Source organism: Sphingobium sp. S6, assembly GCF_905120495.1.
GTDB classification, from domain to species: Bacteria; Pseudomonadota; Alphaproteobacteria; order Sphingomonadales; family Sphingomonadaceae; genus Sphingobium; species Sphingobium agri.
This window is the reverse complement of sequence record NZ_CAJHOG010000007.1, coordinates 83,176-105,031: the sequence shown is the minus strand read 5'-3', so window position 1 is coordinate 105,031 and position 21,856 is coordinate 83,176. Positions and strand designations below refer to the sequence as shown.

Here is a 21,856-nt window from a genome sequence, read left to right as displayed (position 1 = left end):
GTCTTCACTCTTCTTCAAAAGCTTAAAGGTTGGGGTAGGTCAGCCTGCTGTCTGGCCGCCATCGACGGGGAAGGCCACGCCGGTGATGCGCTTGGCCTCCGCCGATGCAAGGAATGCGACGGTGTCGGCAATGTCGTCGGTGGTCGCCATCGCGCCGCTGTCGAGCCAGGAGGCCGAACGCATGACCATCTGCCAGTCGATATTGTCCGGCGGCGTCTGATGCAGCATCGGCGTATCCACTCCGCCCGGGCAGACGGCGTTGACGCGCACGCCTTCCTTCGAAAATTCGAGCGCGAGCGCACGGGTCAAGCCGACCACGCCATGCTTGGATGCGGTGTAGGCCGAATTATAGGGCACGCCGACAAGACCGGCGGCGGAAGCCATGTTGACGATATTGCCGCGCCGCGCGACCAGATGAGGCATGGCCGCACGGCACATCTGATAGACGCCCGTCAGGTTTACCGAGATAACCCGATCCCAACGGGTGCGATCGACATCTTCGAAGCGGCCGAAGTCCAGCACGCCAGCGATGTTGCAGAGGATGTCGAGCCCGCCATGAAGCGTGACAGCGCGATCGATTATGGCTTTGCAGGATACTTCATCCGCGACGTCGAGCGCCAATGCGGTGGCCGCCGGTCCAATGGCCTGCGCGGCGTCCTCGACACCCTGCGCATTGCGATCACCGATGACGACTTTTGCGCCGTCTGCTGCGAGCCGCCTTGCCACCGCCAAGCCGATCCCGGACGCCGCGCCGGTCACAACCGCGATCTTGCCATCCAGACGCATGTACCTCTCCTCATCTTTTAATTTGTTGATCGATGCTTGCGTCAATTTGCTACGCAATTCAAGGCTCATGCACGGAAAAACTTGACAAGCGCGAACCTCGCAGGCCTGATCTGGTTCATAAAATCAGAAGGAGGATGTCTGATGCTTTCGCTCCAGGAAATTTCGGACCGGCTTGAAATTCAGGATCTTCTGTCCCGCTACAGCTATGCCATCGATGAGCGGAACTGGGACGGACTGGACGAAGTCTTCACGCCTGACGCGGTGATCGATTATAGCGAGACGGGCGGGGCAAAGGGCAGCGTCGCGCAGATCAAGGCATGGTTGCCGGTTGCCATGGAGCGGTTCCCCCTCTTCCAGCATATGGTCGCGACGACGAAGCTGGAACTGGACGGCGACACAGCCCGCAGCCGGACCATGCTGTTCAACCCGATGGTCTACAAGGGTGACGATGGCAAGGAGCAGGTGTTCTTCATCGGCCTCTGGTATCGCGACAAGCTGGTGCGGACCGGCGAAGGCTGGCGGATTGCCGAGCGGTACGAGGAAATGGGCTACGCCCATAATGTGCCCGAGATGCCGCCGATCCCGCCCGTCCCAGCTTGACGGTCTCGCGCTTGCTGGCGGGCTCCGCGGCCCGCGCTGCCTCTATCTGCACCGGCCAAAATGTCCTATAGCTGGCGTCAGCTGCACGGCATTCGTGCAGCGTCATGGTGCCAGGCCAAGAGGGGGACGACGCCAGCCGATGATCAGCAGCGAGGCAGAAAAAATCGAAGAGGGGGCGAAGAGGCGGGTCGGCAGGCCCAATGCCCGTGAAGCCGAGCTGAAGCATGAGGCGATGTTGGAGGCGGCGCTGGAGGAGTTTTCCAGCCATGGATTTCATGGTGCGTCCGTGCGATCCATCGCCGAGCGGGCGGGCGTGTCGACGCGCACGGTGTATAACCGTTACACGGACAAGGTCGCGCTGTTCGAAGCCTGTCTGGAGATGTCGGCGATCCGCCATCATGTTCCGACAGATGGGAAAGGCACCCTGCGTGAACAGTTGATGCGATATGCGCTGCACGTCAGCAGCCGCGTCAATGAAGACCGACAGGTACGGTTGGCCCGCATCATTTTCCGTGAATGCATCAGCTTTCCTCAATTGGAGGAAGTGTCCCGTCGGCAATTCGAGCGGTTTCAGCTGGAACCGCTGCAGAATATCCTGACGGCGCATGGTTTTGCCAAGGCGCAGGCTACGACGCTGGCGGAATTTTATGTCGCCCTGCTGCTGCGGCGGTGGCAGAACCGCATCATCTACAATGAGAAGGCGATGACCCCGGCGCAGATCAGGGCCAATGCCGAAGCCGTGACGAACCTGTTCCTGAATGGCGCCAGCGGCATGTCCAACGAGGATCCGAGCACCCGCAAAGCATGACCGGACCTGCCGGGCCGTCAGACTGTAGCGATCGGCGTCACGGGTGAGCCCACGCTGCCGGGCAGGCGGAGCGGCGGCGCAGTGAGCAGGAAAGCATGGCGGCCCCGTTCGCCAAGCCATTGGGCCAGTTCTTCCAGATACCAGAGTTCACCCAGGAAAATGCCCTGGCGGAACAGGCAGAGGTCATGGACAGGCAGGCGGATCGGCGGCGGTTCGGGCGAGAGAATGAGGTCGAGCGCCTCGATCGCGAGATTGTCCGAGCAGATGGCGGTGATGCCGCTGTCGATGATCCATTGGAGCAGGCTTTCGTCACGCCCGTCGAGCGCGCACCCGGCCATTGCAAGCGGCACATCCTCGCCGCGCGCTTCCCGGTCGAGCAGCATGCGATCGACACCAGTGTAGAGCAGCAGGAAATCGCCTGTGCGCACCTCCACGCGCTGGGCATCCATCGCGCGCAGCAGATCGTCGCGCGTGATCGGTCGGTACTCCGTTCCATAGGCGGCCTTCAGGTTGACCAGGACGCCGCGCCCTTGCACCCCGGCTGTCGCCAAGGTCTCTATGCCGAGCGCGCGGGCGCAGGGCGCCTCAGCGGCACCTTCACCACCGCTGACATGATCGCCAGCGCGGAAGCCGTTATAATAGACCAGTTCCGCCACCCCATCTCCGTCCGCGTCGAAGGTGCGGCCCCGATGCGACAACGCGTCCCACTGCGTTGAGTGCTGCGTGTATAGCAGGACCCTGTCGTCGCAGGTGGATTCTTCGCCATTGGGGTCGAGGCGGTTGTACATGTCGCCTTCCTCATCGCAGGCCGCGCTGAGCAGCGGCGGGCGACGGAAAGGCGTGAGGGGAATGGTGGGCACGTTGAGCGGCAGGCTGAGCGTGAAGGCGATGCCTTCCCGAACCTCCGCCATCGCGGCGCGGCGGCGTTCCGGCGTGATCAGGTTCATCCGGCCGATCTGATCATCCTCACCGAAGTCGCCCCAATTCGACCCTTCGGGCCGGTTCACCCAGCGCGGCATCTCCGCTCTCCTCTCATTGTCATCCTTGGGATGCAGGCGCATCGTGGCTGCTCATGCGGCCGGGGTAAAGCTGCATCATGACCCGGCGCAAGCCTTCGCGCCAGTTGACCCGGCAAGGTCCGGTGATCGCGAGACGCCGTGCGTTGTCGACGCCGGAGCCGGGCTGCGCGCCGGGCGCGGGAGCGATCTCGACACGCGCAGGGAGGCCGAGCAGACTTCCGGCATAGGCGGCCATGTCCTGCACGCTCACCATGTCATCCCCTGCCCAATTGACGATGGTCGCGGGGACGCTCGCAGCGTCGAGTAGGGCGGGCAGTTGGGCGAGCAGATCGTCGTCATGGATCGGATTATAGGGGCAGGGATCGGACCGCGTGATCCACGGGCGGCCTTCCGCCATGGCTTGTGCGACCAGTGTCGGCAATCCGCCGCGCGGCCCGTAGGACGCGCCCATCCGGGCGAGGGTGACGGGTATGCCGAACTCGCGCGCGCAATAGCGGGCGACCGCTTCCTGCGCGATCTTCGCGACTGAATAGGCAGTCATGCCGGGCAGCATGGCGTCGCCGAGCGGGTCGGTTTCGCTATAGGCGTGGCGCGGGTCGGGGTGCGGCTTGTAGACGGCGACGGTCGACATGATCAGCGCCGCTTCGACATTGCGGCAGTGGGACAGGAGCAGGCCGGTTCCTTCAGCATTGGTGGTGATCGCCTGATCGCAATCGCTGCCTTCGACCGAAGCGGCGAGATGCAAGAGATGCGTGAAGTCACGGGGGAGGTCGGAAAAGTCAGGCTGCTGGAGATCGACGGCTAGGGTCCTGATTCCCGCATCCTCGACTTCCCGTCGCTGCGCAGGATCGCTGAAGCGGGCGATGCCCCAGACTTCATTGAAAAGCGCGAGGGAACGGGCAAGCGGAAAGGCGATCTGGCCAGCGGGGCCGGTGACCAGGATCTTGCGTCCTTGAAGCGTGGAAGATGATGCCATGATCCGAAGCGTAGGCGAGACGCGGCGCGGACCGTAGCGAGGAGTGCGGTTCTACGCATTTCCGTAACGGAGTGGCGTAAATGTGGCTCTAATTAATGGATGAAATGGTGAATTGGCCGCAGTTAGGATATTGATTTCACATCATGGCATGTTATTAGGCCGCCCGAAGTGAGTGCTTACATAACGTTCCGGTAAACGGAGGTGGCGCTGAACCAAAAAGGGGAGTCCAGATGTGCGGCCTGTATGACATCATGAAGATGACCGGCAGAGACGCGGCAGCAGCACCTATCCCGAATATCGCCAGCGCGCGCGCCTAATCTTACCCTTGCCTGCATAGGCTGATCCGGTCGGATCGGTAACAAAAATCAATTCAGTAAAAAACGTCTGGAGAGGATTGGGGCTGCGGTGGACGCCGCAGACCTCTGCACTACATGCATAGGAGAGTGTGAATGTCGTCTGTTATCCGCGCGCGGCGTCGATTGCCGTTGCTTGCTACCAGCATGATGGCTGGTTTTGCCGTCTCAATATTCGCCCCGGCCGTCCTGGCCCAAACCGAAGCACAGCCGCAGGGCGCGGGCGAGAATATCGGCCTCACCGATATCGTCGTGACCGCCAACCGGCGCGCGGAACGCAACCAGGATGTTCCGATCGCCATCACCGCGCTGTCCGCCGATCGGCTGGAGCAACAGGGCATCGCCAAGGAGCAGGACCTTCAGGCGAGCGTCCCGTCGCTGGTGGTTGGTCCCAACGGTCAGGGGTCGCGTGAATCGCAGTCCTTCACCATTCGCGGCCAAGGCGCCACCTTCCAGGCATCGCCGGGCGTCGTCGTTTACATGAACGAAGTGCCGCTGCCCGCTGGCATCACGCTCAGCCAGCAGGGCGGCCCTGGCAACTTCGTCGATCTTGAGAATCTGCAGGTACTGTCCGGCCCGCAGGGCACGCTGTTCGGTCGCAACACGACCGGTGGCGCCGTGCTGTTGGTGCCCAAGAAGCCGACGAACGAGTTTGGCGGCTGGATCAAGGGCGAGATCGGCAATTATGACCGCCGTTACGTCGAAGGCGCGGTCAATGTTCCCGTTATCGAAGACAAGCTGCTGGTTCGCGTCGTCGGCGCCTTCCATGATCGCGATGGATTTACGCGCGATGTCGTATGGAACAAGGATCGCGACGACGAACATTGGTATTCGGGCCGCATCGGCATCACCTTCAAGCCGACCGAGACCATTGAAAACTACACGATGATTTATGGTGCGAAGTCCAGCAACAATGGCGCGGGCTTCGTCCACAAGGGCTTCAACATCGAAGGGCTCAAGAGCCTTGTGAACCCTGCCGATGGCTCGCCGGCCCCCTTCTGCATCGAAGGGCCAACCATTCCGAACGCGGTCGCATCCTGCGACGTGTATCGCGCTGCATCGGCACAGGCCAATGCATTGGGCCCGCGCAAGACCGCACTCGGGGTCGATATCTTCTCGCGCACCAAGACGTGGGGCGTTTCCAACACGACCGATATCGAGTTGAGCGACGAACTGACGCTGCGCAACATTGTCAGCTTCCAGAAACTGAAGCTGGATTATGCCTATGACAGCGACGGCACGATCCTGCAGCAGCATGATGTTGATCCCAATCGCCTGCCCGCTCCAGGCCAGGTCCTGCTGCCAGGTGACAACACGCCGCTGACATATCTCAATGCGTCGGATCCGGGCTTCCCGCGTGACGATCTGAAGCAGTTCACGGAAGAACTTCAGCTGCAGGGATCCACCCTCGACAAGCATCTGACGTACACGGTCGGCGGTTTCTATTATGACCAGCGGCCGAGCGGCAAGCAGGTTGGCGCAGCGATCGTCTACTGCCCGGCTGCGTTCACCGGATCCAATATCGTGTGTCCGTCAAACTACAGCACTTACGGCACGACCCAGACGTCGAAGGCCCTCTACGCTCAGGCAACATTCGATTTCGGAGCGGTGTCGCCTGCTCTGGAGAGCTTGCGTCTGACCGGCGGCTATCGCCACACCTGGGACAAGATCCGTGGTTTTTCGACGGCATTCGTACCGGAGATCAATGGAACTGACGCGACTTGCGCATCGAGTGGTCTGACCGTGCCTCTTGCGACTGCCATCGCGGATTGCACCTACACCGCGGAACTGAACAGCAAGGCTTCGACCTGGCTGATCGGACTTGATTACAAGGTGATGCGCGACGTGCTGCTGTTCGGCAAGGTGAGCCGTGGGTACAAAGCAGGCGGGTTCAACCAGCAGGCCGTGTTCACCAACACCCGAACCTTCCAGCCGGAAAAGGTCACATCCTATGAAGCTGGCTTCAAGGCCGATTTCCGGATTGCCGATGTGCCATTCCGTCTGAATACCAGCGCCTATCTGCTGGACTACAAGGACATTCAGCGGGCTGGGGCGGACTATAATCCCGCGTCGGCTGCTGGTGGCGCGGTCGTCCGGAATGCCGACGCGCGGATCAAGGGTGTCGAAGTCGAAGCTTCCATGCAGCCGTTCAAGGGCCTGGAGATCGGTGGTAACTTCAGCCACACTGACGCGAAGTACAAGACATATGAGTTCACCACGAGCACCGGTGGCTTCGGCTGTAACGGTGGCGTGGCGCCGGGCGGCACGGTGGACCTGAGCTGTCTGCCCTTCCAATATGTTTCGCCATACATCTGGAGCATTCATGCGAATGCCACGATACCGGTTGGCGATGACATGGGTGATTTGAACTTCTTCGTGAATTATTCGCACAGTTCGCGTCAGTATACTGATCCCGGCAACGTGCCTGCGCAGCAGCCGGGCGCCTATCTGGAAGCGTTCGGCTTGCTCAACATGTCGCTCGATTGGAACGGCGTTGCGGGCAGCGGGTTCGATGTGGGGCTGTTCGTCACCAATGCAACCAACAAGCTTTATCGCATCAGCAACAGCAACGTGTACCAGCAGGGCGGGTTGCTGTATCAAACGAGCCTCTATGGCGAACCCCGCATGTACGGGCTGCGCCTGAAATATCGCTTCGGCGGCGAGTAAAAAGAGAGGGCCGGGGAAACCCGGCCCTTTTTCTTTGTGGACATGCCGGGCGACCAAGGCATCATCGGTATCGATAGAACGGACCGGGAGAGGGCGAATGGTTGCAAACGGATTGCCGGAGCGGCTCACCCGCCCGGAGATGAGCGCGCAGGAGGCCTTTGCCGCGTTCATTGGCGGGTGGCAGCTGGTCCTGTGGACGACCTTTCATCCCGATGGCTCGCGGGATCATCCCTTTGGCACGGATGCCCTCGGCCAGATCATGTACAGTGCCGATGGGCATATGAGCTGTCACCTGATGCAGGCGAACCGGCCCCTGTTCGGCAAGCCCAGCGTGTATCAGGTGAGCGACGAGGCACTCGGGGGATCGATCCGGGGCTATAGCGGCTATTTCGGGCGCTTTTCGATCGATGCGGAAGCCGGGATCATCACCCACCATGTCGATGGGGCGTGGTATCCCGACTGGATCGGATCAGACCAGCCGCGCCATTATGCATTCGAGGGTGATCGGCTGTTCCTGGAAGCCGCGATCGGTGATGATCTGGTGAGGATCGAGTGGCGGCGCGTGGTTACGGTTGCGGCGCGGGAGATGAGTGGCGCGTGATGCGATCACCGCGCATCATCTGTCTTCCCGAGAGGCAGGATCAAATTCCGGCGGATATTTGCCTGGAGCATGATCATGTCGGGGCGACGCAACGGATGCGAATGCTTTGTGTATGACGATCCCGCTCTAGAGTATCTTCGAAGCGGATGGCATCATCTACTGGCTCGGAAAATGCGGAAAATCAAAGGTAAATGGAGCATGATCCGATCCTGTTTGCCCGGATCATGCTCTAGGCCGATAGGGCGGCCATCATGCGTGCAGCCAGCGCCTTGGGCACCCGAAGGGGATTGAGATGTTCAGCGACTGACGAAATGCGGTCACCATGGAAGGTGAACAGGAAAACATAGTCGTTCGTGTAGACCTGACCGGCGTCGAACATTCCTTCAGACCGGGCTTCGGCGGCGGCGCGATCGCCCTCCGCAATGATCGCATCGATGTGGAAGGCAAGGCCATCGGGGAAGATGCTTTTCAGCATAGCAGGTACAGCGCGGTATAGGCGTGCCTCCATCTTTCCTGATGCAGTAGTCCAGCAGGCCAGATCATCCGCGAAAAGATCGGCATCGAAAGCCCCGCTGGTGAGGCCGTCGAAGAAGCGGCGCACAAGCTGCCGTTGCCGGTCAGCCATGCGCGCCATTTCTCCAGCTGGTCAGGATCACGCGTTCGCGCCGGTCATGTCGCGGGCGGCGACATAGGCGAAGGTCATTGCGGGGCCGATGGTGACGCCCGCGCCGGGATAGCTTTCCCCCATGGCTGAGGCGGCATTGTTGCCGACCGCGTAAAGGCCAGGGATGGGCGCGCCTGCATCATCCAGAACCTGGGCCTTTGCATTGGTGAGCAGGCCGCCATTGGTGCCGATGTCGCCGGGATAGATGGGCATGGCGTAGAAGGGGCCTTTGTCGAGCGGACGCAGGCAGGGGTTGGGGCCGTGGCGGAAGTCGCCATACATTTTGTCATAGGCCGCTTCGCCGCGATGGAATTCGGGGTCTTCACCCTTGGCGGCATGGGTATTGAACCGGGCGATGGTGGCGGAGAGCGCCGCCGGATCGATGCCGATCTTGCCCGCCAACTCCTCGATCGAGCGGCCCTGCTTCAGGATGCTGCGCACGCCCTTGTTATGCATGAAAGTTGGCATGAGCGGGTAGAGCGGGCCCATCGGAAATTGGTGGCGATATTTGTGGTCGAAGATCATCCAGCTGGGGCTGGCGTCGTGATGTTCCGCTTCCCGCCGCGCCATTTGCTGGCCGACGATATGGTAAGAGGCGGCTTCGTTCAGATAGCGCTTGCCGCTCTGGTTGACCATCAGGCAGCCGGGCAGCGCCCGTTCGACCGTGCATAGCCGCCCGCGATCTTCGCCGGGCACGTAGAAGACCGGCGCGGCCCAGGCCGATTGCAGGTTCAGCATGTTGGCGCCGACCGCTTCGCCCGCGCGGATCGCGTCGCCGGTATTGCTGGTGACGCCGCCCGAATAGCGGGACGTGGGATAAAGGGGCGAGTTGGCGTCGCGCATCGTCTGGTTCTTGTCGAAACCACCGGCGGCGAGCACCACGCCCTTGCGCACGCCGATGCGGTAGGGCTTGCCATCCTTTTCGACCACTGCGCCAGTGACGCGGCCGTTTTCACGGATGAGTTCGCTAAGCGGCGTGTCGAGCCAGACGGGCACGCCCGCCTTGTCGAGTGCCATGCGCAGGCCGCCGGTCAGCGCATTGCCGAGCGTCAGGCGGCGATCCTTGCGCGAGGTCAGGCGGAAGGGAAGGTCGAGCCAGTAGCGCGACATGTTGACGACGAGGTTCTTCATCCAGCCCTTCGTGCGGTAGAGCAGTTCGCTCGTTTCGCTGAAATGCCAGTTGAGATAGCCGAACAGGCTCGCCGCAGGAGACGCGAAGCGCAGGGTTCGGATTTCCTTGCCGAGCGGCTTGCCGTCGATGGGCATGGGCAGGTGGGTGCGATAGCCCTGCGCCGACCCGCCGGGATTTTCGGCATGATAATCGGGATAGGGGAAGGCCATATACTGGACCGGCGTGTTCGCCATGACCCAGCGCAGCATGGGCGCGGCATTATCGACATAGGCGCGGATATTTTCGTCCGGCACATTGTCCGCCGAAAGGCCGCGCAGATAGGTGAACGCGTCGTCGAGATTATCTTCGAAGCCCGCCGCCTTGGCTACGTCGCTGCCCGGGATCCAGATGCCGCCGCCTGACGTGGCAGACGTGCCGCCCCAAAGATCGGCCTTTTCAACGATCAGTACATCGGCGCGGTTGTGCGCTCCGACAAGGCCCGCGAGGAGGCCGCCCGCGCCCGACCCCACCACCAGAATGTCGACTTCCTTGTCCCAATTACTCATTACAGCCCCATTCCGATCCGGGTTCCCAAGCGGACGGGTGGCGCTGCCGCGAACAGGCCGCTGCGCCAATCCCCTCCCGCAATATTCACGCGAACTGTGACCTTACCGGCTATAATGTCAACTCTTGCGTAGCTGCGGCGCGATTTTAGCATGCAAGGGCGGTGGTTTGGCGGCAGATCAGCAGCGGCCCGTCACCGGGATGCAGGCGCCGGTGACAGCGGCCGCGCCATCCGACAGGAGGAAGGCAATGACGCTGGCGACCTGCGCTGGCGACACCCAGCGGCTGAAGTCGGCGTCGCTCATGTCCGCGCGGTTGGCGGGCGTGTCGATGATCGACGGCTGCACGGCGTTGACGCGGACGCCATTGTCCTTTTCTTCCTCGGCCAGCGCTTCGGTGAGCTTTGCGATGCCCGCCTTGCTGGCGGCATAGGCGCCCATGCCCGCCCCCGCCTTGATCGCGGAGGCCGCGCCGATGCTGACGATCGCGCCGCCGCCTTCACGAAGCGAGGGGAGGGCGGCGCGCACGGCGTTGACGGCGGTGCGCAGGTTGATGTCGAACAGCGTCGCCCAGGTCGCGGCATCGCCATCGGCGACGGTTTCCCAGCGGAAGGTGCCCGCGACGTTGACGAGGGCTGAGAGGGGGCCGTTGGCGTCGATCGCCTGATTGACGGCGGCCGCTGTTGCGTCAGGGTCCGCCAGATCGACGCCGCCCAAATAAGTGCCCTGCGTCCCCGTGCCCGCGCTGTCGGCGCGGTCGATGCCGGTCACCTTGTAGCCTGCCTGGACCAGCGCCTGGGTGACGGCCTGGCCCAATATGCCAGCAGCGCCGGTCACGATCGCGTGAGTTTTCATGCCATCTTCTCCTGTTCGTGGCTCTGTTGCGGCGATCAGAGCGTCGATTCCTTCATTTTCCCCTCGCCCAGCAGTGAGGGGGCCTCATCGGAGCGACCGACGCGGGTCAGGTCGTGGGGATAATGGACGGACGCCCGCCAGAAAAGCAGCCCGCCGAAAATCGTCAGCACCGAAAGCGAGAAGAGGCTGATGCGGAGGGATTCGGCACCGAACCGGTCAGCGAGCAAGTCGCTGACGATGCCGCCCAGGACGGGGCCGAAGGCGCTGCCGATGACGTTGATGATGACGACCAGCATCGCGGTCGCCTGGGCCCGTTGGTGCGGCAGGACGAGGCGGGCGGCTGCGCCGAAGGAAGGGCCCGCCCACATCGCGGCCATCATGCCGGTGAGGATGGAAAGCAGCGCGACGCCGGGGACGCGCAGGCCGCCGATCTGGACGGCGGCGCCGCCGGGCAGCGTGAACATGACGATGAAGAGCGGGAAGGCGAGCAGGAAGGCGATGGCCGGGACGCGCAGCTGCCATTCTTCGCCACGCACGCGCAGGCGGTCCACGATGACGCCGCTGAGCAAGCTGCCCGTGATGCCGCCGATCGCCGCGCCGATGCCAAGCCAGGAGCCTGCTTCGACAATGGTCATGCCATGGGACCGCATGAAGAAGGCGGGCTTCCAAATGGCGGCGGCATAGCCGAAAATGTTGAACGTCCCGACACCCAGGCCCAGCAGGCGCAGGGAAGGGATCGACCAGCAGCGCCGGATGGCTCGCCACAGGCTTTCGGATGGCTCATCGCTGGGCGTCTGCGCGGCCTTGCTGCGGCGCGGGCCGGTGAGCCAGAGCAGGAGCGCCAAGGGAAAGCCGGGGATGGCGAGCGCGAAAAAGGCCCAGCGCCAGCCCCACATCGCGGCGACGGCCGCGCCGCCGGTGAGGCCGAGCACGACGCCGATATAGGTGGAAGCGGAAAGAACGCCCATCGCGCTCGACCGGCGGCGTTCGTCATAGAGGCTGGCGAGGAGCGATTGCGCTGGCGGCAGGCCGCCCGCCTCGCCGATGCCGACCATCAGGCGGGCAATGCTCATTTGCAGCATGTTGCCAGCCGCACCGCATGCCGCCGTCGCGGCGCTCCAGAGCGTGGCCGACAGGGTGAGGACCCCGCGCCGCGACCATCGGTCGGCGAAACGGGCGAGCGGCATGCTGAACAACACATAGCTGGCGACGAAACCGGGCCCGCCGACGAGGCCAAGCAGCGAATCGGACGCGCCGAATTCCGTCTTGATTGCCGGGATGAGGACAGAGAAGACGTGGCGATCCGCGTAGCTGAGCGAATTGATCGCCAGCAGCAGCAGCAAGATATAAAGCGCATAGGCCGGGCGGGCCGGCCTCTCCTCCATGGGCGCCATCATTCTCTCCTCACATTGCGGGCACCCGGTCCGCGCAGCTGAAACTTCATGGCCGGGTGCAATTATCTGGGGAGGCATGGCGCAGGCGCATCAAATTCGCAAGCGCTGAGGTGCGTTGATCCGCAAATGTGGAGCGGCGCCGGACGAGCAGGCCCGGCCGGTCCGGTGCCGGCAAACCTCTCCTTTACCTCACCATTCCATCTCTGGCGGGACGATCAGGTCCTTCACGGCGTCAGGGGCATAGGTCCAGGGTTCGTCGAAGCCGACAGAGACGGAGCTGTAGCCGAGGATCTGGCGCAGGACCTTGGACGAGCCCTTCATCACTTCAGGGTCGATCGTCATCGGGAAGTTGATCATGGGCTTCCACCAGGGCGGGCAATAGCCGACGATCACGCCAGCGCGCTCCAGGTCCGTCGATGTGTTCGCGCCCGTGCCATGCAGCAGCAGGTCGGTGTAGATGAGCACGGACCCGGCAGGCGCTTCGGCAGGCACGGATTCATATTGGACCGCCCAGGATTGCGGTTCCGTGTCGCGATGGCTGCCGGGGACCATGCGGGTCGCGCCATTGGCTTCGACGAAATCATCGAGGCACCAGATGAAGCGGGTCTGCGCGGCACCGGCGGACAAAGGCATCGCGCCGCTGCGGTCGCGGTGAATGCCCTGCTGCGCGCTCCCGGGACGGGTGACGTTGGCGCCATAGCTGTGCACCAGATAGGATTCGTCCAGTGTCTGCGGCCCCAGCAGTTCGCGGGTGAGCTGAAGCGGCATTTCATGTTCCAGAATGTCGCGGAAGAAGCGTTCCCGGTTCATCAGATGGCAGCCCGACATGCGGCGGTTGAGATCGTCATTGTCGGTGTAGAAACGGCGCACGCGCTCTTCGTCGATCGCTTCTTCGCGGGCGATCTCGGCGGCGAGGAAGTCGCGCATCTCGCGCGCCTTGTCCCGGCTGACGACCTCTGCCGCGATCGCATAGCCCGCGCGGTCGAGATCGGCGCGGATCTGATCCATGTCCTTGGTCGGTTGCGGCAGGGGACCGTCAAATTCCAGATGTTTTACGGGGCGGGTGTCCATCGCGCCCATATTGTGCGTGACTTGGCGTTTCGCGTTTCCGGTGGCCATGGCTTATCCTCTCTCTCCTATTCGTCCGTGTTCCGGATCGTCCTTATTTTATAATCCCGATCTCACGCAATCAATTCAAACGGCCGTTGTACTTTCCTGCTTGAGGGCGCGCACCGCCATGGTCCAGTGCCAGGCGGCCCACAGGAAGAAGGCGGTGAGGCAGATCAGCGCATCCCGCAGGCCAAGCGCCGCGTCACCCCCGCGCAGATAGGCGAAAGCGTCGCTGAGCACGCCTGCGGCAAGTGGCCCCATCGATACGCCGATCAGGTTCGCCGCCACGATGTTCACGGCGCTCGCCCGCGCACGCATCGACACCGGCGCGAGGCTTTGGATGAGGGCGATGGAGGGCGCGGTCCAGAAGGAGCCGACAATGTAGCTGGGGATCAGGATGAGGAGAACGCTCTGCCCATCCGCCATGCTGAGCGCGACAATGTCCAGCGGGATGGAGAGGAGCATCCCCGCGATCGGCAGCCAGAGCGCCATGTGGAGGCCTGACTTGGCAAGGCGTGTCCCCTGCCACCCGCCGGCCCAGGTGCCGATCGCCCCGCATATGCCGGTCAACAGGCCAAGGCCGATGCCGACATGTGCCAGGCTCATGCCATGGTTGCGGATGAGGAAGGAAGGCAGCCAGGTCGAAATGCCGGTCTGGGCGAAGGCCATGATCGCCGTACCGGCGGCAATGTGGACGAAGGCCCGGCGCCGCGCCAAGACACGCAGGCTCTGGAAGAAAGTCAGCGACTCTGGCGTTTGTGCTGGTTGATCGGACGGGTCTTCGGTTCCGCCACGGATCGGCTCACGGGCGATGAGGGGAAAGAGGATCGCGATCAGGATGCCGGGGACGCCCGCCAGCAGAAGGGCTGTGCGCCAATCCGTCGCCTGCGCGACGATGCCGCCGATGGATAGGCCCGCCATGATTCCGACCGGCACGCCGATGGCGAAGAGGCCCGCCGCAGCGGGTCGCTCGCGGGGCGGGTAGAGATCGGAGATGAGGGAGTGGGCGGCGGGGGCGAAGCCTGCTTCGGCAAGTCCAACGCCCATGCGCGCGGCGAAGAAGGCGCCGAAACTGCGGGTGAGGCCGCAGAGCGCCGTCATGATGCTCCAGCTGGCGGTGAACAGCGCGATCAGCCGCACGCGATTGACGCCACGATCAATCAGCTGGGCGATGGGAATGCCCATCAGGGTATAGAAGATGCCAAAGGCCCCGCCGGTCAGCAGGCCGAGTTCCCAGTCAGCGAGCTTGAAGTCAGCCTTTATGGGTTCCTGAAGGATGACGACGATCTGGCGGTCAAGATAGTTGAGGCTGTAGATGAAGGCGAGCATCAGCAGCATTGCCGTGCGGCGTCGGCCCTGGAGCGGGGATGATGCGGCGATAGCGTCCGGTCCAACCGCCGGGAGGGCATCTGACATGGTCAGCGGTGCCGGGTTCGTCATCAGCTTGTCTCCCAGGGAGCCGCCACATGCGCAACGGCTCAGGTCATGGGAGCCAAGATCATCGGATCGCGATCAGGATCAACGCGGGTGCGCAACTTTCCGCGCATATGGAAGGCCGCAGGTCAGGCGCGGGGCAGGCCGAGGTGATGCTGCGCGATGATGGTGCGGTGAACCTCGCTGGTGCCGCCATAGATGGTCTGGCCGATCGACTGGCGGTAGGATTCCTCGATCTTCGCCAAGGCGGGCGTTCCATGGGTGAGCGTGCCGGGCGCGGCAAGGGCGGCGAGATCGGCAGCGTCAGCCATGTAGATTTCGGTGGTGAACATTTTGGCCATCGGGCCGATGGCGCGGGTCATCCGGCCTGTCTCTATCGCCCAGGTGACGCGGCGGCACATGAGGTCCGCGATCTCCAGATGGGTGCGCACGCGGGCAAGGCGGGCGCGGACCGCAGGCTTGTCGATCGCGCGCTTGCCCGCCGCGTCGCTGCTGCCTGCCCAATCCAGCGCGGCGCGCATGAGACTGTGGTGATAGATATGATAGCCTTCGCCGCCATGTTCGATTTCCATGGCGGCCGCCATGACCTTGAGCCCGCCATTGACTTCGCCGAGCCGGTAGCGATCGGGCACGCGCACTTCGTCATAGAAGGTGATGTTGGTGCGTTCATCCTGGAGCGTGTCGACCGGCTGGATCGTGATGCCTGGCAGGCTCATGGGGAAGAAGAAGATGGTGATACCTTTATGCTTGGGCGCGTCGGGATCGGTGCGGGCGAGCATCAATATATAGTCGGAGATATGGGCGCCGGTGGTGAACATCTTTTGCCCGGTGATGATCCAGTCATCCCCATCGCGCACGGCACGGGTGCGGGCGGCGTACATGTCCGATCCTGATGCCGGCTCGGTAAAGCCAAGGCAGGCGAGCGCCGATCCGTCGGCGAGGCGCGGCAGCACTTCGGCCTTCAGTTCGGGCGAGCCGAACTTCATCGTCATGCGCGCGCCCATGTTGGTGCAGCCGATCGGGATGCGTGAGATGCCGAATTCCTCGAACACGCGGCCGAGCGCGGTGACTTCCATGGGGCTGCGGTCCTGCCCGCCCCATTCACGGGGCCAATCGGGATAGGCGAGGCCCGCTGCGGCAAGCTTGCGGTGGAGGTCGGGCAGGTGGCCGTCGGTGGAGGTGGCTGCTGCGCTTTGCAGTTCGGGCGTCATGACGGTTGCGAGGAAGGTGCGTACTTCTGTCGCAAACGTCTCTTCGGCGGGGGTGAAGCCCATTTCGACGCCGGGGTCGCCAGCGTCGGGCAGGGCGGTCGTTGTGCCTGCCCATAGGCGATCGCCCGCATCGACCAGCCGGTCCTCCGGATCGCCTTCCGCCAAGGCCACGCGATCGATCGCGAGGAAATAGAGGTGGATGTCATATTCGTCGGACAGGCCATAGCCGCCGAAGGTGCGCAGCGCCCGGCGCACGGCGGCTCGGGCGGTGGTGGCGGTCCACCAGCTGGTCATGGCGGCGAGCGCGCCTGCTTCGGGCTGCTTCTGCGCGACGCCCCAGATGGTGCGCCATAGCAGCAGGCGGCCGCCCTCCATGTCGGTGATGGAGTCGGCGAGGGGGAAAGCCACGCCCTGAAACGCGCCGATCGGCTGGTCGAATTGCTTGCGGTCGGTGGCATAGGCGGCGGCCATTTCGATCGCGCGGGTGCCTGCGCCGACCAGCCAGGCCGAGCGGAGCAGGGTTCGTTCGGTGAGGCCGGCTTCGTATGACTGCCGTGCCGCATTGCCGCTGGCGATGATGCGCGCTTCGCCATTGGGCATGGCGGCGTGGATGGCGTCGGATTGCCAGCTGAGCTGGATGCAGCCGTCCTGCGCGTCGAAGCTGATGGGCGTCGAGGATGCCTGATCGAGCAGCGCGGCGGCGGCTTCGCCCTCAAGCCCGCCCAGAAGCGCGCAGGCGGCGATGCCGTCCGCGATCGGGAGAGGCGCTGCGCCCCGGCCCGCCGCTTCGCAGATCAGCGCGGCTTCCATGAGGCCCATGCCAAGGCCGCTGCGATCTTCGGGCGCGCGCATGGTGATGAAGCCCATCTCGCCCGCCTGGCTCCACAGGCTGGCGTCGACGGCGCCTTTGGACGCGCGGGCGGCCTGCACCACCTCTTCGCGGTCGAAGAAGCGCAGGGCTGCTTCCTGCATCATCGCCTGCTGTTCGCTAAGTTCGAGATTCATGCCGTTTTCACCTTGTTCGCGCCCTTCTGCTTGGCCATCCTGAAGTGCAACATGTCAATTTGGCGGCGGCGCGCTTCCGGCAGTGCGGAAGGGCGCGGGTAACGGATGTCCGCAGCGCCGATCGCGCGCAACCAGCGGTCCAGGAGTAAGTCAGATGGTAGAATATATCCGTTACGCGGTCGAGGAACGGGTGGCGACGATCACGCTGGATCGCGCCGACCGGGCGAACGCGCAGAATGAACCTTTTTTGCAGCAGTTGAACGAAGCGTGGGAAAAGGCGGCGGCGGACGAGTCCGTGCGCGTCATCCTGCTGCGTGCGGAGGGCAAGCATTTTTCCGCCGGGCATGATGTGAGCGCGGAGGCCATTCGCGACGGGTCGTTCAACCGCATCCGCGAGACGATCCCGGAGCGCGGGCTGCTGGGCATCCATGAATGGGAAGCCAAACATTATCTCGGCTATTCCAGGCGCTGGCGGGATATTCCCAAGCCTTCGATCGCGGCGGTTCAGGGCGCCTGCATCGCGGGCGGGCTGCTCCTTGCATGGCCGTGCGATCTGATCATCGCGGCTGACGATGCGCGCTTTTCCGATCCGGTGGTGCTGATGGGCATCGGCGGGGTCGAATATCATGGGCATACGTGGGAGCTGGGGCCGCGCAAGGCGAAGGAGATGCTGTTCACCGCCAAGCCGATCGACGCGCATGAGGCGGAGCGGCGGGGCATGGTGAACCGGGTCGTGCCGCGCGCTGAGCTGGATGCCGAGGCGCTGGCGCTGGCGCGCGAAATTGCGCAGATGCACCCCCATGCGCTTGCCATGGCGAAGCGGGCGGTGAACCAGACGCTCGACATCATGGGGCAGAGCGCGGCGCTGCAAAGCTGTTTCGATATCCACCAGCTGGGCCATGCGTCGGCCTATGGCCAGACCGGCGAGTTCATCGTGGCGGGCATGGACAAGGTGAAGTCGCACTCATGAGCATCCTGGCGCAGGTTGACGGGGGCGTCGCCACGCTGACGCTGAACCGGCCGGATCGGCTGAACGCGGTGACGGAGGCGATGCTGGACGAGATCGCGCTGACCCTGCGTGGCTGGTCGGTTGATCCGGCGGTGCGCTGTGTCGTGCTGGCGGGGGCGGGGCGCGGTTTCTGCGCGGGTTATGATCTGTCGGGCGACGGCAAGGCGGCGCGGGACGAGCCGATGCGGGCCGATGAGGCTGCGGCGAAGATGAGCATTCATGGCGAAATTCCGCTGCTGCTCCATCGCATGCCCAAGCCTACCATCGCCTGCCTGCGTGGGCCGGTGGCGGGGAGCGGGCTGGTCATGGCGGCGGCGTGCGACCTGAGGATTGCATCGCGCACGGTGAAGTTCAAGCTGGCCTTTGCCAGCGCCGGGCGGTGCGGCGATCCGGGGGCAAGCTATCTGCTGACCCGGCTGCTTGGCGCGGCGCGGGCGCGGGAGATGTTCCTGCTCGACGAGCCAATGCTGGGGGACGAAGCGTTGGCGAGCCGGTTGGTCAATCGGCTGGTTGAGGATGAGGCACTTGAGCGTGAATGCGCGGCTTTGGCCGCGAAGCTCGCCAGCGGGCCGACGGCGGCATTCGCGGCGATGAAGCGCAACCTCAACGCGGCGGGAGTGATCGCGCTGGAGGAAAGCATGGCGCAGGAGGCGGCGGCGAATGCGCAGATCAGCCTGTTGTCGCATGATGCAAATGAAGCGGCGCGGGCATTCATGGAGCGGCGCACGCCCCATTTCCTGGGTCATTGAAACGCAAGGAATAGCGCCTTTTTGAGTGGCTGTTCCGGCATTGCGGAAATGGCGCGGGTTCGGCTTACCTCGGCCTGAAGTTTCGATATTGCAAAAAATGAGACGGGCGCACTCGGACGCGTCTGAAAAGAATGGGACGGGATGAATGGCCACGGCGGCAAAGGCGATCGACACTGACAGCATACGGCGCGCCGTTGAGCTGGCGGACCTGAATGCTTTGCGGATCGCGCTGTATCAGAATAGCGGGGATGAGGAGATTGGCGCTCTGCCCGCTGCTGCGCTGATGAGCGACGGGCAGAAGGCGCTGCTGAAGGAGCGCGCGGTCGAGTGGTTGGCGGACAATGCCGGTCCGGTGAATCTGCCAGAGCCGCCCGAGGACGAGCTGCGCCGCTTGATGACGATGCTGTCGGGCGAGATGACGGATGTCGAGTTCGAGGCGCGGCGTGACCTTCCGGCCTTCCGTGCCGTTCCCTGCGCCGTCGAATGGGAAGGCGAGAAGCCTAAAATTCCCGAAGATTTCCGCATCGTCATCATCGGCAGCGGCCCGGCTGGAATCGCGGCCGGGGTACAGTGCGAGTTGCTGGGCCTGCCCTATCTGCTGCTCGATCGTCAGCCGGAGGCGGGGGGCACTTGGACGATCAACCGCTATCCCGATGTGCGGGTCGATACGCCGTCGATCACCTATGAATATAGCTTCGAAAAACTCTATCCCTGGGGCGAGCATTTCAACCGGGGCGAGGATGTGCGCACCTACCTCCAGCATGTCTCGCGCAAATATGGGGTGATGGCGAACAGCCGCTTTGGCCATGATGTGAAGGGTGCGGTGTTTGACGAAGGGCGCAACGTCTGGAAGCTGGACGTCGAAACGCCCGGCGGACGTCAGGAGATCGTCGCCAATGTGGTGATCACCGCTTGCGGCACCTTCGCCAATGCGCAGCTGCCCGACATTGAGGGTGTGCATGATTTCGGCGGGCAGATCATCCATCCGTCCGCCTGGCCGAAGGGGCTGGACCTTAGCGGCAAGCGGGTCGCCATCATCGGCAATGGGTCGACCGGCGTGCAATTGCTGAGCGCGGTGGCGCAAAAGGCGGGGCATGTCAGTGTCGTGCAGCGCACCCCGCAATGGATCAGCCCGCGCGAAAAATATGGCGCGCTGATCGAGCCGGAACTGGCGTGGCTCAACGAGAATATGCCCGGTTATTGGAACTGGTCGCGCTATACCGCGACGATGCCGCTGTTCGACATCGATCGGTTACAGCGCGTCGATCGCGAATGGCAGGCTCAGGGGGGCAAGGTCAGCAAGGCCAATGACGACCTGCGCGCCTTCCTGACCAACTATATCCGGCAGGAAACCGGTGGACGCGAAGACCTGATCGAAAAGCTGATACCCGATTATGCGCCCATGTCGCGCCGCCCGGTGGTGGACAATGGATGGTATCGCGCGCTGACACGCGACAATGTGGAGTTGCTGACCGGATCGGTGGCGCGCTTCACGAAAAGCGGCTTTGTGATGGCGGACGGGACGGAGCGGGACTTTGACATCGTCATCGCCGCGACTGGCTTTGACGTCCTCAAATATCTCTGGCCCGCGCGCTACAAGGGGCTGGAAGGCAAGGACCTGCACGACACCTGGGACGCAGGCGACGGGCCGCGTGCCTATCTGTCGATGATGGTGCCGCAATTCCCCAACCTGTTCATGCTGTACGGCCCCAATTCGCAGCCGCTGACCGGGGGCACCGGCCTGCCGCAATGGTGGCTGATCTGGGCGAGCTATGCCGCGCAATGCGTCATGCGCATGCTGAAGGAAGACAAGCGGCGCGTCGATGTGAAGCCCGAGGCGTTCGAGCGCTATAATCGCGAACTGGATGCCGAGGCGCAGAACTGGCTTCAGATGACGCCCGAAGGCGGTATCGAGAAGAATTATTATGTGAACCGGGAGCATCGCAGGCTTCAGGTCAACGCGCCGTGGCTCAGCCCCGATTACCACCGCATGTGCACGGTGGTGAATTGGGACGATCTGGAATTGAGCTGAAGGAACGGCGATGCCCCGCCCGGCCCTGGCCGCGTCACGCGCCATCGACATATTGAACTTCATGGCGGCAGCGCCCCTGCGCGGCTATTCGCTGACGGAGCTGGTGCGGCAGCTGGACCTCAATCCCGCATCCTGCCACGCGCTGCTGGGCGCGATGACGCGGGACGGTTATCTCGTCCGGGCGCAACGGGGGAAGGATTATCGCCTTGGCCCGGCGCTGATCGCGATCGGTCATGCGGCGCTGCAATGCCATCCGGTGGTGGCGGCGGCGCGGAACCAGATCGCCCTTTTGTCGGCTGAGCTGGACCTGGACAGCCTGCTCACCGCGCGGCTGGATGACCGGCTGATCGCGCTTGCGTCGGAAGGGCCGGGGCGTATGCCCGGCCTGGCGGTGGGGCAGCGGGTGCCGCTGATCCCGCCATTGGGCACGCCCTTCCTCGCCTGGGCGGACGAGCGGGAGGTGGATAGCTGGCTCGCCAAGGCGGCGGGGGCGATCGATGCCGACCGGCTGCGCCAGTCGCTCGCGATGGTGCGGCAGCGCGGCTATGCCGTCACGCAACGCAGCCCGGAGCAGGCGGCGACAGGGCTCGCCGTTCTCGGCATGGCGGAGGAACCGCTGGCCGGAGACTGGCAAAAGCGCGTCGCGGAACGGATCGGGCAGATGGGCGAGGATTACCTGATGATCGAGGCGCAGCCCGATCGGCTGCATCCGGTGATGATGATCTCCGCCCCAGTGTTCGGCGCGGACGGCGCGGTGCTTTGTACCCTGTCGCTTTTCGGTTTCGACCGGCCGCTGCCGTTGAGCCGGATCGCTGCTCTGGGCGAGGCAGTCGCGCGGCATTGCCGGGCGGCGAGCGGGATGCCGTGTGAGCCGGACAAGCAGATGAGTGAAGTTGGGAGAGGCTGAAC

18 protein-coding genes are annotated in these 21,856 nt (G+C 63.7%); 8 read left to right on the top strand and 10 right to left on the bottom strand.

The window, feature by feature from the left end; translation table 11 throughout:
* Positions 1-39 precede the first annotated feature (39 nt).
* Positions 40-786, bottom strand: a complete 747-nt coding sequence (locus SPHS8_RS16265; protein WP_201516467.1) for an SDR family NAD(P)-dependent oxidoreductase — start codon at positions 784-786, stop codon at positions 40-42.
* Positions 787-927: 141 nt separating this feature from the next.
* Here SPHS8_RS16265 and SPHS8_RS16260 point away from each other — a divergent pair, with 141 nt between their 5' ends.
* Together SPHS8_RS16260 and SPHS8_RS16255 are read left to right on the top strand one after the other, a co-directional pair.
* A complete protein-coding gene (locus SPHS8_RS16260) occupies positions 928-1,386 on the top strand; it encodes a nuclear transport factor 2 family protein (RefSeq protein ID WP_097093222.1) in 459 nt (152 codons plus the stop codon).
* Between the two features lie 139 nt (positions 1,387-1,525).
* Positions 1,526-2,194 (top strand): TetR/AcrR family transcriptional regulator, encoded by a 669-nt coding sequence (locus SPHS8_RS16255; RefSeq protein ID WP_201516466.1) that lies wholly within the window; start codon positions 1,526-1,528, stop codon positions 2,192-2,194.
* 17 nt (positions 2,195-2,211) lie between these two features.
* Here the strand turns inward: SPHS8_RS16255 and SPHS8_RS16250 are convergent, their stop codons facing one another.
* Both SPHS8_RS16250 and SPHS8_RS16245 read right to left on the bottom strand, forming a co-directional pair.
* Entirely contained in the window at positions 2,212-3,255 is a 1,044-nt protein-coding gene (locus tag SPHS8_RS16250) for a cyclase family protein (RefSeq protein ID WP_201516465.1), read from the bottom strand.
* Positions 3,233-4,189 (bottom strand): NAD-dependent epimerase/dehydratase family protein, encoded by a 957-nt coding sequence (locus SPHS8_RS16245; protein WP_201516464.1) that lies wholly within the window; start codon positions 4,187-4,189, stop codon positions 3,233-3,235. The genes SPHS8_RS16250 and SPHS8_RS16245 overlap by 23 nt, the downstream gene beginning before the upstream one ends.
* A gap of 449 nt (positions 4,190-4,638) precedes the next feature.
* Here SPHS8_RS16245 and SPHS8_RS16240 point away from each other — a divergent pair, with 449 nt between their 5' ends.
* On the top strand, positions 4,639-7,209 hold the full coding sequence (locus SPHS8_RS16240) for a TonB-dependent receptor (protein WP_201516463.1): 2,571 nt from the start codon (positions 4,639-4,641) through the stop codon (positions 7,207-7,209).
* A 97-nt stretch (positions 7,210-7,306) separates the two neighbouring features.
* The gene (locus tag SPHS8_RS16235) at positions 7,307-7,810 is read left to right on the top strand and encodes a lipocalin-like domain-containing protein (protein WP_201516462.1); all 504 of its coding nucleotides are present in this window, start codon (positions 7,307-7,309) and stop codon (positions 7,808-7,810) included.
* Positions 7,811-8,039: 229 nt separating this feature from the next.
* On the opposite strand, the gene SPHS8_RS16230 is transcribed toward SPHS8_RS16235, so the two are convergent.
* The 7 genes from SPHS8_RS16230 to SPHS8_RS16200 all read right to left on the bottom strand — a co-directional run bounded on the left by SPHS8_RS16230 (position 8,040) and on the right by SPHS8_RS16200 (position 17,157).
* Positions 8,040-8,435, bottom strand: coding sequence for a nuclear transport factor 2 family protein (locus SPHS8_RS16230; RefSeq protein WP_201516461.1), 396 nt, complete (start codon positions 8,433-8,435; stop codon positions 8,040-8,042).
* A gap of 27 nt (positions 8,436-8,462) precedes the next feature.
* Positions 8,463-10,151 (bottom strand): FAD-binding protein, encoded by a 1,689-nt coding sequence (locus SPHS8_RS16225; RefSeq protein ID WP_201516460.1) that lies wholly within the window; start codon positions 10,149-10,151, stop codon positions 8,463-8,465.
* A gap of 177 nt (positions 10,152-10,328) precedes the next feature.
* Positions 10,329-11,003 (bottom strand): SDR family NAD(P)-dependent oxidoreductase, encoded by a 675-nt coding sequence (locus SPHS8_RS16220; protein ID WP_201516459.1) that lies wholly within the window; start codon positions 11,001-11,003, stop codon positions 10,329-10,331.
* Between the two features lie 35 nt (positions 11,004-11,038).
* The gene (locus tag SPHS8_RS16215) at positions 11,039-12,400 is read right to left on the bottom strand and encodes a spinster family MFS transporter (protein ID WP_201531076.1); all 1,362 of its coding nucleotides are present in this window, start codon (positions 12,398-12,400) and stop codon (positions 11,039-11,041) included.
* Positions 12,401-12,586: 186 nt separating this feature from the next.
* Entirely contained in the window at positions 12,587-13,516 is a 930-nt protein-coding gene (locus SPHS8_RS16210) for a phytanoyl-CoA dioxygenase family protein (protein WP_201516457.1), read from the bottom strand.
* Positions 13,517-13,591: 75 nt separating this feature from the next.
* Positions 13,592-14,947, bottom strand: coding sequence for a spinster family MFS transporter (locus SPHS8_RS16205; protein ID WP_201516456.1), 1,356 nt, complete (start codon positions 14,945-14,947; stop codon positions 13,592-13,594).
* 122 nt (positions 14,948-15,069) lie between these two features.
* On the bottom strand, positions 15,070-17,157 hold the full coding sequence (locus SPHS8_RS16200) for an acyl-CoA dehydrogenase (protein ID WP_201516455.1): 2,088 nt from the start codon (positions 17,155-17,157) through the stop codon (positions 15,070-15,072).
* A 154-nt stretch (positions 17,158-17,311) separates the two neighbouring features.
* Between SPHS8_RS16200 and SPHS8_RS16195 the strand changes: the two genes are divergently transcribed.
* The 4 genes from SPHS8_RS16195 (at position 17,312) to SPHS8_RS16180 (ending at position 21,854) form a co-directional block, all read left to right on the top strand.
* Entirely contained in the window at positions 17,312-18,127 is an 816-nt protein-coding gene (locus tag SPHS8_RS16195) for an enoyl-CoA hydratase (RefSeq protein ID WP_201516454.1), read from the top strand.
* Entirely contained in the window at positions 18,124-18,915 is a 792-nt protein-coding gene (locus SPHS8_RS16190; protein ID WP_201516453.1) for an enoyl-CoA hydratase-related protein, read from the top strand. Before SPHS8_RS16195 ends, SPHS8_RS16190 begins: the two co-directional genes overlap by 4 nt.
* Before the next feature lie 145 nt (positions 18,916-19,060).
* Positions 19,061-20,947, top strand: a complete 1,887-nt coding sequence (locus SPHS8_RS16185; RefSeq protein ID WP_201516452.1) for a flavin-containing monooxygenase — start codon at positions 19,061-19,063, stop codon at positions 20,945-20,947.
* 10 nt (positions 20,948-20,957) lie between these two features.
* Positions 20,958-21,854 (top strand): IclR family transcriptional regulator, encoded by an 897-nt coding sequence (locus tag SPHS8_RS16180; RefSeq protein ID WP_201516451.1) that lies wholly within the window; start codon positions 20,958-20,960, stop codon positions 21,852-21,854.
* Positions 21,855-21,856 lie beyond the last annotated feature (2 nt).